At 69.3% G+C, this 10,039-nt stretch carries 9 protein-coding genes; 6 read left to right on the top strand and 3 right to left on the bottom strand.

The window, feature by feature from the left end; genetic code table 11:
- Positions 1–917: DEAD/DEAH box helicase (locus VF794_RS12235; RefSeq protein WP_331109928.1), on the bottom strand; the 917-nt coding region annotated here is incomplete at its 3' end.
- 303 nt (positions 918–1,220) lie between these two features.
- On the opposite strand from VF794_RS12235, the gene trhA reads away from it, so the two are divergent.
- From trhA to VF794_RS12220, 3 genes are read left to right on the top strand one after another with little or no spacing between them, the layout of a single operon-like run.
- Entirely contained in the window at positions 1,221–1,904 is a 684-nt protein-coding gene (gene trhA / locus VF794_RS12230) for a PAQR family membrane homeostasis protein TrhA (RefSeq protein ID WP_331109926.1), read from the top strand.
- Positions 1,905–1,908: 4 nt separating this feature from the next.
- Positions 1,909–2,076, top strand: coding sequence for a hypothetical protein (locus VF794_RS12225; protein ID WP_331109924.1), 168 nt, complete (start codon positions 1,909–1,911; stop codon positions 2,074–2,076).
- A complete protein-coding gene (locus tag VF794_RS12220) occupies positions 2,073–2,273 on the top strand; it encodes a cytochrome P450 (RefSeq protein WP_331109922.1) in 201 nt (66 codons plus the stop codon). Before VF794_RS12225 ends, VF794_RS12220 begins: the two co-directional genes overlap by 4 nt.
- On the opposite strand, the gene VF794_RS12215 is transcribed toward VF794_RS12220, so the two are convergent.
- Positions 2,270–3,334, bottom strand: coding sequence for a hypothetical protein (locus tag VF794_RS12215; RefSeq protein ID WP_331109920.1), 1,065 nt, complete (start codon positions 3,332–3,334; stop codon positions 2,270–2,272). The genes VF794_RS12220 and VF794_RS12215 overlap by 4 nt on opposite strands.
- A 408-nt stretch (positions 3,335–3,742) precedes the next feature.
- On the opposite strand from VF794_RS12215, the gene VF794_RS12210 reads away from it, so the two are divergent.
- The 3 genes from VF794_RS12210 (at position 3,743) to VF794_RS12200 (ending at position 7,100) form a co-directional block, all read left to right on the top strand.
- Positions 3,743–4,351: a PilZ domain-containing protein gene (locus VF794_RS12210; protein ID WP_331109918.1), complete on the top strand. Its 609-nt coding sequence runs from the start codon at positions 3,743–3,745 to the stop codon at positions 4,349–4,351.
- Between the two features lie 86 nt (positions 4,352–4,437).
- Positions 4,438–5,301 carry a M48 family metallopeptidase gene (locus tag VF794_RS12205; RefSeq protein ID WP_331109916.1) on the top strand — a complete coding sequence of 288 codons (864 nt, stop codon included), beginning with the start codon at positions 4,438–4,440 and terminating at the stop codon, positions 5,299–5,301.
- 68 nt (positions 5,302–5,369) lie between these two features.
- On the top strand, positions 5,370–7,100 hold the full coding sequence (locus VF794_RS12200) for a D-aminoacylase (protein ID WP_331109914.1): 1,731 nt from the start codon (positions 5,370–5,372) through the stop codon (positions 7,098–7,100).
- Positions 7,101–7,111: 11 nt separating this feature from the next.
- On the opposite strand, the gene VF794_RS12195 is transcribed toward VF794_RS12200, so the two are convergent.
- Positions 7,112–9,646, bottom strand: coding sequence for a PKD domain-containing protein (locus tag VF794_RS12195; protein ID WP_331109912.1), 2,535 nt, complete (start codon positions 9,644–9,646; stop codon positions 7,112–7,114).
- Positions 9,647–10,039 lie beyond the last annotated feature (393 nt).

Here is a 10,039-nt window from a genome sequence, read left to right as displayed (position 1 = left end):
ACGAGCACCTTCACGCGCTGGGCCTGGAAGTCCGCGAGCGCCTGCGTGCGCGCGCCCTGGCTCAGCTCGCCGTGCAGAGCCGCCGCGGGGATGCCGGCGCGGTTCAGCTTCAGTGCGACGTGGTCCGCGCCATGGCGGCTCGCCACGAAGACGAGGACGTGGGACCAGGCGTGCGTCTCGAGGAGCCGGCGCAGCAGCGGCGTGCGCTTGTCCGTGTCCACCTCGATGACGCGCTGCTCGATGGTGCTCTGGGCCTCCTGTGCGCCGGCGGGCGGCGCGGACGCCTCCACGCTGACGCGGACGGGCTCGTGCAGGAGCTGCGCCGCGAGCGTCTGCACCGCCTGTGGGAAGGTCGCGGAGAAGAGCAGGTTCTGCCTGCGGGTGGGCAGCAGCGCCAGCAGGCGCGTGAGCTCGTCGGCGAAGCCTAGCGACAGGAGCCGGTCGGCCTCGTCGAGTACCAGCGTCTCCACCGAGGAGAGTCGCAGCGCGTTCTGCTTCGCGAGGTCCAGCGCGCGTCCGGGCGTTGCCACCACCAGATCCGCGCCACCGCGCAGCGCCATCATCTGGGGATTGGCCGAGACGCCGCCCACCGCGAGACAGGTCTTCAGCGGCCTTGGCAGGTGGCGTCCGTAGCGGCCCACCGCCTCGGAGATCTGCGCGGCGAGCTCGCGCGTGGGGACGAGCACCAGGGCGCGCACCTGCCTCGGCGCGCGGCCCGGGTGCGCATTCAGGGCGTGCAGGATGGGCAGGAGGAACGCGGCGGTCTTCCCCGAGCCCGTCCGCGCGCAGGCCCACACGTCTCGGCCCCCCAGCACTGCGGGGATGGCCTCGCGCTGGACCGGCGTGGGCGCGTCATAGCCGAGGTCGGCCACGGCACGGGTGAGCGGTTCCGAGAGGCCAAGGGAAGTGAAGGTCATGGGGGTGTTCTCATGTGGGTGGGGAACCGTGAGTCAGGGGACGGAAGTTTCCGCCGCTGGCTGCTCCAGGGCGGGGGTCACCGTCACGGAGACAGCGAGCTGGCTGTTATCCGGTCCCTGGGCCCTCATACGCCGAGCCATCCGCACAACCATGTGAGTCCTCCATCCCGTGCTGTGGCTGGAACCTACCAGCCTGGGAAGCCCCGGACCCTACCAGGGCTCGGGCCGGAACCTGGCGTAGGATGGCCGCCGGGGGCGTCCTCCTTCTTCGGGATGATGAGCCACCCCGTGCAGGGAGACATCGTGAATTCACTCGGCCAGGCAGTGGGCCCGCGAAACTTCGAGACGCCCGTGAAGCCCAGTATGCGGGGCGTACTGCACCAGTTCGCGGCCGCCGTGGCCCTGGGGGCGGGGCTCGTCCTCATCTCCATGGCGCCCAGCGCGCGGTCCGCCGCGGCGGCGGCGCTGTTCGCCGTCAGCCTCGTCACCCTGTTCACGGTGAGTGCGACGTACCACCGGGTGAACTGGTCCGTACCGGCGAGGGCGCGGATGCGGCGGATGGACCATGCCTCCATCTTCGTCCTCATCGCGGGCACCTACACGCCCGTCGCACTCATCGGCCTGCCGGAGGCGGCCGGCAACAGCCTGTTGCTCGCCGTCTGGATCGGGGCGCTGTTGGGGGTGCTGAAGTCGTTGTTCTGGGTCAACGCGCCGAAGGTCCTCACGGCGGTGCTCGCCGTCGGGGTGGGCTGGACGCTGGTGCCCTACTTCCACGAGGCGCGCCGCTCGCTTGGCATGACGGAGCTGACGCTCATCCTCGTGGGTGGGGTGGCCTACACGCTGGGCGCGGTCGCGTACGCCTCGAAGCGGCCCAACCCGCGGCCCGAGGTGTTCGGCTACCATGAGGTGTTCCACGCGCTGACCATCCTGGGCGCGGGGCTCCACTTCACCGCGGTGCTCCTGCTGGTCCGCTCCGCTCCCGCCTGAGATCATGGCCACGCGCGAGGGCCGCGAGAGCCTGCGCTCGAAGGAGTTCTGGGAGGGACTGGTCAACGAGTACGGCGCGACCAAGACGCTGACCGGCGTGGACGGCGAGCTGCACAACGAGCTGCGCACCGTCATGCGCCACGGCTGCACCCCGAGGTGCTCGAGCGCGTGAAGCGCGAGGCCGACGCGCTCTTTGCCCAGGGCTCGATCACCGAGGAGGATCTCAAGAAGATCCCGTCCATCGACGGGGCGGTCATGGAGACGATGCGGCTCTACCCCATCGCCGTCGCCCAGATGCGAACCGCCACGCGCGACTTGAAGTTCAGCGTGCTCGTCCGGGGCGAGCGGCGGCCCGGCGCTCGCGCCTAGAAGACGAGCACGCGCAGGCCGAACTCGACCTCGCCGCCCAGCGTCTTGCCGGTGAGGACGTTGCCGCGCAGGCCGAGTTCCACCGGGAGGCCCGCCCGGAAGCGGAATGCAATACCGGCACCGGCCGAGAACGGGCCGCGATCCACGAGGAAGCCCCGTCGCTCTTCCAAGCCGGTGAAGAAGGAGAGCCGCCCCGCCACGAGCCCGTACAACGCCGCGTCCTCGAAGCGCACCAGCCGGTACCGCCCTCCGAGGTCGAAGTAGTACTGCCCGATCCACGTGTAGTACGGCCAGCTCGCGTCGGGGGTGCCGAGCGCCTTGATCGACGTGCCACCCACGGCGAGGCTCAGCTCGAGGGGATTGGCGATCCGCACCCCGACGCTGGCCTCGTACCGCAGCGTCGCCATCGAGTGGGGCGCGCTCGCGCCATACGCGGCCGAGCCACCGACGAACAGGCTCCACCGCTTCTTCGAGCCGCGCTGCGAGGAAGACGACTCACGCTCCACCTCGGCCACCACCGATTCAGTGGGCTCGTTCGAGCCGCTCGTCACCTCGGCGGAGGGCTGGGCGGTCGCGTCGCTCGGAGCAGCCTCGCTGGTGGCGCTTGGGGGGGAGGCCCCGGTGAGGTCCAGCCCCAGACCCATGCCTTCGGTCGCCATCGGCTGCGGCTCCGACTGAGGCGCCGCCCGCGGCTGCGGCTGCGGCTCGGCGGCCACGGTCAGCCCGCGCGGGTCGGAAGGCATCCCCCGAGGAGCCGTCACCCGCCAGTAGTACGTGCCGGGCTCGAGCGAGAGCGCCGTCTGGCGCCCTTTCACCGCCTCGTCGAAGACGGTGTCGGTGAACTGATCGTCACGCGCCACCTCGAGGCGCACGCGCTTGGCCACCACCCGCCACATGAAGGTGACCTTGCCCGGCTTGAGCTCGGCGTCTTCCGCGGGCAAGAGCAGTTTCGGCTGGGGACCCTTGCGGGCCTTGGCCTTGCTGGCGCTCCGCGCGCTCCTGGCGGCCCAGGCACTCGGCCCCGGCAGGCAGAGCCCGAGCACCAGGGAGAGAGACAGCACCGCACCCCAACGTGAAGGTCGAAAGTTCATCACGTGGGGCATTGTAGGGCCAGACAGGGAGAAGAGAAGAGACCATCAGGCCGACTTCCCTCCGCAGGAACGTCCCCGCGTGCCGACGATGGGCCGCCCGCCACAGCCCTCCCGCGAGCAGGGCCAGCGGGATGAGCCACTGCAGGCTCGCCTCGCTCCTAGTGGAGCATCAGGACGTACAAGAAGTCGCGCTCAGTGCGCCCGCGTCCCACCACCTGGCCCCCACGCAGCAGGACGCTCTCCTCCAGGGAGGTAAGGGAGTGGAGCTCGAGACGCATGGGGGCTCTCCGGGGGTACCCGGGGAAGGTGTCAAAGGACCCCATACCCGGCTTTCCCGGCACGTTGACATCCTCGCGTGGGCTGGGGAAGGTGTGACGCATGGCAGAGAAGCGCCAACATCGTCGGATCAAACGTCGGTTGATGGTGAGGTTCGGGGAGAGGGATCTGACTCAGTCCGGCTTCACGGGGGATGTATCGGTGACGGGATTGTTCGTCATCGCCGCATCGATTCCCAAGCTGGACACCCGGTTGCACGTCCAGCTCTTCGTGGAGGCGGAGCGCTACCTGCTTTTCGAGGGGGAGGTGCGCCGGCACAAGTTGGTGCCACCCGAGCTGCGCACCCTGGAGCGCAGCGGCTTCGGGGTCCGCCTGCTGACGCCCCGGGAGGTGCTCAACGAGGCGTTGAACCAGGAGCTCCAGGTACAGCGTTTCGAGCTGGTCTATCCCCTCCAGGCCTCCTTCCAGCAGGCGTACGAGCGGGAGATGCGCATGGGGGCGGTCTTCATCTCCACCTCCAAGCAGCTCCCCCGGGACACGGAGGTGGTGCTGAGTCTGGTGCTGGAGTTCGCTGGGCGTGTCGTGGAGCTGGAGACGCTGGTGGCCCAGGCGTTTTCGCCCCAGACGGGACATGGGACGGTGGTGGGGCTCGCGCTCATGTTCAAGGACCGGGCGCGAGCGGACGCACTGCTGCGCCCCTTCTTGGGCTAGGAGCCCCGAGAACTTGCACGCGGGTCCATCGTCGGGTGTCATACGCCCGCCACTTCAACCCCACTTGAAAGGTCACCATGCAGCCCATGACCCCCAAACAGCAGAATCCCTACGAATCACCGGGTGTGTCGTCGACCGGAGCCCTGTCGCGCTCACCCGCGCAGGCGCTGACAACCAGCCCCCAGGGCTCGCTCCCCTCGTTCGACTTTCCCAACGTGTCTGTGCAGGCCAGCAAGCACGTGGCGTCCGGCACCACCCTGTACACGCTCCTCGGCTACCTCCTCCTGGCGGTCGGCACTCTCGTGGCGGCACTGACCACCATGGGCATCTCGCTCGTGCTCATGGTCATCGGTGCGATCATCGCCTGGTTCCAGGCCCGCAAGGTTCGCGCGTTGATCCGTGGTTCCGGCGTACAGGTCAGCCCCGCTCAGCTCCCGGAGCTGTACGCCATGGTCGAGTCGTTCTCCCGCCGGCTCGGAATGGCCAACACCCCGGAGGTCTACATCGTCGAGCAGAACGTCCAGAACGGCTTCGCGGTGAAGCTGGGAAAGAAGGACCTCCTCCTCCTCACCGACGACATGGTCTGGGGCGCGCTGGCGAGCCACGATCCGCGGGCGCTGGGCTTCATCGTCGGTCACGAGCTGGCGCACATCGCCCTGGGTCACACCGGCTCGGCTCGCAGCGCCATCCGCGCGATGTTCCGGCCCCTCTCGCGCGCCGACGAGCTCAGCTCGGACAACGTCGCCGCGCAGCTGGTGGGCGATCCGCGGATCGCCATCCACGGCCTGACCCTGCTGACGGTCGGCCCGCAGCTGCTGAAGTTCATCAATGAGGAGGCCCTGTTCGAGCAGGTTCGCGAGGTGTGCGCGAACGGTCTCTCCAAGAAGGCCGAGCGCAACCTGACGCATCCGCTGCTGCTCCGCCGGATCGGCAACCTGATGCGGTCGTGAGCGCGGTTCGCGCCGCTACCGTGCGAGCGCGAACCGTCCGACCTCCCAGTGGGCTATAGACGTGCCCCATGGCTCCGTCCAACCCCACGACTCGCCGCCCGGCCACCTCCGCCGCCCCCACGCCGCTGACACGCCGCACTGTGCTCGGCTCGGCGCTCGCACTGGCCAGCGCGGGCGCGCTCGGATGCGCGGGACGCGGACAGAGGCCTGGGGCGGGTCAGACCTACGACGTCCTGGTCCAGGGCGGCACCGTCTATGACGGCACGGGCGCACCAGGGGTGGCCGCGGACGTGGGCATCGCGGGAGGGCGCATCGTCGCCATCGGTGCGCTGGAGGGAGCCGGGGCGCGCACCCTGATCGATGCGCGCGGGCTCGCCGTCGCACCGGGCTTCATCGACCTCCACTCCCATGCGGATGGCACCCTGTTCGATGACCCGAATGCCGAGTCCGTCCTCCGCCAGGGCGTGACGACCGTCGTCGCCGGGCAGGATGGGTTCTCGCGAGCGCCCCGCACGCGCGCACCGGCGCCCTCCGTGGCAGGAGGTGGCTCGGACCGCTCCTTCGAAAGCATGGGCGCGTTCTTCGAGGCCATCGAGCGCCTCTCGCCCGCCGTCAACGTCGCGAGCATGGTCGGGCTCGGAACGGTGCGCGAATCGGTCATCGGGGAGGAGAACCGTCCCGCCACGCCCGCGGAACTGGCGCGGATGGTGGCCCTCGTCGAGGCCGCGCTCGCCGAGGGGGCATGCGGTGCGTCCTCCGGGCTCGAGTACACGCCCGGGGCGTTCGCCTCCCTCGAGGAGCTCATTGCCCTCTGCCGTCCGCTCGGCGCGCGCGGGCTCGTCTACGCGACGCACCTGCGCAACGAGGACGAGCGGCTCCTCGAAGCCATCGACGAGGCGATTGCCGTCGCGCGCGGCGCGGGCTGCCCGCTCCACATCTCCCACCTGAAGACATCGGGCCCCAGGAACTGGAGCAAGCTCGATCAGGTCTTCGCGCGGCTGGAGCAGGCGCGCACGGTAGAGGGTGTCGACCTCTCCTTCGACCGCTATCCCTACACGGCGTACCAGACCAACCTGACCAACCTCTTCCCCGCCTGGAGCCGGGATGGTGGCGCGGACGCCTTTCTCGCGCGCCTCGTGGATCCGGTGTGGGCAGAGCGCCTGCGGGCAGCCGCGCTGGCGAAGGTGGAGAGCATCGGCGGCTGGGACAACGTGATGGTGTCCGCGGTGGCCCATGGCGCGGACCGGGCCGCCGAAGGGCAGCGGCTCGGCAGCTATGCCGCGGCACTCGGCGCCTCTCCCTATGAGACGGCGGTCGGCCTGCTCCAGCGCAGCCGCGGGGACGTGGGCATGGTCGGCTTCGCCATGAGCGAGGAGAACCTCGTGCGCATCATCTCGCACCCGCTCTGGATGGCGGCGAGCGATGGCTCCGCCGTGGCGCTGGAGGGGGCGGCGCGCCGCGGCCACCCGCATCCGCGCTCGCTCGGGACCTTCTCCCGGGTGCTCGGCGTGTACGTGCGCGACAAGAAGGTGCTGACGCTCGAGCAGGCCATCCACAAGCTGTCGGGGTTTCCTGCCTCGCGCGCGCGCCTGAAGGACCGTGGACTGCTCGCCCCCGGGATGGCGGCGGACGTCGTGGTGTTCGACCCGGCCAGCGTCGCGGACCGGGCCACCTATCCCCAGCCCTTCGCGTATGCCACGGGTGTCCGCGCGGTGCTCGTCAATGGGGCGCTCGCGCTGCGTGACGGCGAGCGGGGGACGCACCGGGCGGGACGTCCCTTGCGTGTCACGGCGCTCTGACGTTCAGCTCATCAGAAGGTGACGATGCCGTAGTCGTTCAGCATCGCGGAGCTCGGGTCGGCCTGGACCACGACGATCAGCTTGTCACCCGCCGCGGAGTAGAAGACGAAGCGGCCGTAGCTGGCGTACTCGGTGGCGTTGGCCTTGAAGGGGGGCAGCGCAATGGCCTGATCGAAGTTGAGGAAGTCGGGCGTGTAGAGGCGCACCTGCCTGCCCACGTCCGAGCTGGAGTAGCTCTCCTGCACCAGCGCGATGCGGTTGGCCGCGGTGGAGTGGGTCAGGTGGCGGATGCCACTGACCCCGGGCAGTGCCCCCGAGTAGACCATGTCCTCGGACCTGACGTTGGAGGCGCGGAAGGTGTTGCCGCAACGGGTGAAGATGCGGGCACCGTCCTCGGAGAACCAGAGGTCCCCACACATGTAGTAGCTGCCATGGTAGGGCGAGTCGTAGGCCACCCTGGCGCTCCCGGCGCTGATGTCATACCGCTCGATATCGTCCGGGGACAGTCCGTTGTTGGCACCGTACATGGCGATGCCACCCGGATGCAGGCGCGCCCGCGTGCCCGCGCGCACGCCGTAGGAAGAGCCCAGCGTCTCCGTCCCGGTGGCGAGGTGGATGGAGTGGATCGACACCCACTGGTCCACACGGGGGAAGACATAGGCATAGCCATTGCCGGCGAGGACGATGTCGAACACGTCCGCGCTCACCGGGATGGTCTTCAGTAGCGCCGGCGTGGAGAGGTCGACGTAGGAGATGTACGCGTCGTGGCCCACCACCGCGAACTTTCCGTCCGGTCCCACGCTGACGGAGGTGGGCGTCAAGGGCAGCACCACCGAGGTCTCGGTGTGCGTCAGCGGGTTGTAGAGGTAGAGGGTGTCAGGGTTGGTGGAGACCATCACGACCCGGTCGAGCGCCTTGCTGTACTCGGCGTCGAGGACGCGGTGGCTGAGCCCGCGGGTGATGGGGCGCTCGGCCGAGATGACGACCGTGTCGGCGGGGCTCGCGACGAGGCCGTCATCCACCACGAGCGACAGCTCGTAGAGGCCCTCGAGATCGGGCTTGAGGGAGGGCGCCGGGGTGTTGGCCCCGCTCAAGGTGATGGTACTGCCCGTGGGCTTGCGGGTGAGCGTCCACGTGAAAGAGAGGGTGTCGCCATTGTCGTCACTCCCCTGCCCTCGCGGGCTCACGGTGAAGCCCACGGAGACCACGAGGTCGGCGCCCGCGTTGGCCACCGGCGCCCGGTTCTGGGCGGTCAGGGCGAGGGTCGCTGGCGCGGACAGGTGGTCGCCATCGCTGACGACCAACTGGACGACATAGTCCCCGTCCAGGTCGGGAATGAAGGTGGGCTTCATCGCGGTCGGGTCCGAGAGCGCAGCGGTACTGCCCGAGGGGCGCGAAACGAAGGACCAGGCGAAGGTGAGGAGCGCCCCGTTCGAGGCCGAACTCTCGCTGCCGTCCAACGTCACCGGCTTGCGGCTGAGCACGGTGCGTGAAGTGCCTGGACGAGCGACGGGCGCGGCGGGCGCGGCCTTGTCGCCGATGTGCAGGATGAGGGTGCCCTTCTGCTGGCCCCCGCGTCCATCGGAGACCAGCACCTGGAAGGAGCAGCTGCTGGTGGAGGACTGCGGGGACAGGGTGAAGACGACCTGGGGGCTGCTCAAGGTATCGAAGGAGCCGGGGCAGTTGCCGCTGCTCCAAGAGAAGCTCAAGGCATCGCCATCGGCATCGGTGGCCGAGGCGAACAGCTTCGTGGGCACGCCGGGCACCAGGGGAGACGGGGTCCCCGTCATGAAGGAGATGGACGGCCAGGTGTTGAAGCTGGCCGACACCACGGCGTTTCCGACGGACCCGGGGTTCTGCACGTGGAGGTCCAGACCCATGGTGGCGCTCGCCGCCCTCGAGTCCTTCACCTCCAGTTGGAGCCGCAGCACGCCTTCGTTGGCGGGGGCCGTGAAGGAGGTCGTCGCGGAGGTGGGGGAGCCGAAGGTGCCCGCGGGCGCGCTCCAGGTGTAGCTCAAGGTATCGCTCGGGTTGGAGTCGGACGCCCGGGCCGTCAGGGTGACGGTGCCACCCGGCTGCACCGGATTGGAGGACACCGCCAGGGATTCGATCCGCGGCGCCACGTTCTCGAAGGGCGGCAGCGGATTGACCGGCTGTAGCACGATGGCGACGCTCGCCGTGCTGGCCGAAAGGATGGAGAGAGGACCCGCCTGACCCTTGTAGAGGGCGATGGAGCCCGAGTCATAGGCGGTGGCGGTGAAGAGCCGGTCGGCGCCCGCGGGGATGTCGTTGACGACGCCCTCCCAGGCCGAGCCGTTCCGCCCCAGCTCGACGGCGATGGGTGTGGCGATGCCAGGACCCTCGACCACGACGCCGAGCCGCGCTACGTCCGTGCTGTCGAGCCCCTGGGGAAGCAGGACCTTGATCTCCGCGCGCGCGTTCTTCGACGCGGTGCTGCCCGGGTTGTCGCATGCGGAGAGCATGCTGACGGCCAGCAGCGTGGCCACGAGAGATGCGGCACGCCTGCTCCAGTTCCAAAATGACATGTGGATTCCCCCCTCTGTGTTGCCGAACTGTTCTAGTGCAGGAGCGAGAAGGGCCGCAAGCGCTGCGTTGGCGAGTAGAGGGGGGAGAGGGGCGGCAATACCAATAGACAACGATCGGACGCCTATGTTGACCTGGATCGGTGGCAAAGCGGCTTTTCACTGGATCCAGCAAGTGGGCACGGTGAGTGATTGGCCAGGAAACGAACTCGTTCGGAGAAGGCACGGTCCCGGAGACGCGGAGCCCCCCTCCGCGCCGAGCGTCATGGCTCTCAGGCCTCCACCGGCGGAGCCACGCGGCGCGCGGTGAGAGCGGCCCCCGCGGACGCGGCGCTCACGAAGACGAGCGCGAGCCATTGCGTCCCGGTGAGCCGCTCACGCAGGAACACCACGCCC

The organism is Archangium sp., from assembly GCF_036389735.1.
Taxonomy (GTDB): Bacteria; Myxococcota; Myxococcia; order Myxococcales; family Myxococcaceae; genus Archangium.
The sequence above is the reverse complement of the archived record's forward strand: the minus strand, read 5'-3'. Positions and strand labels throughout refer to the sequence as shown.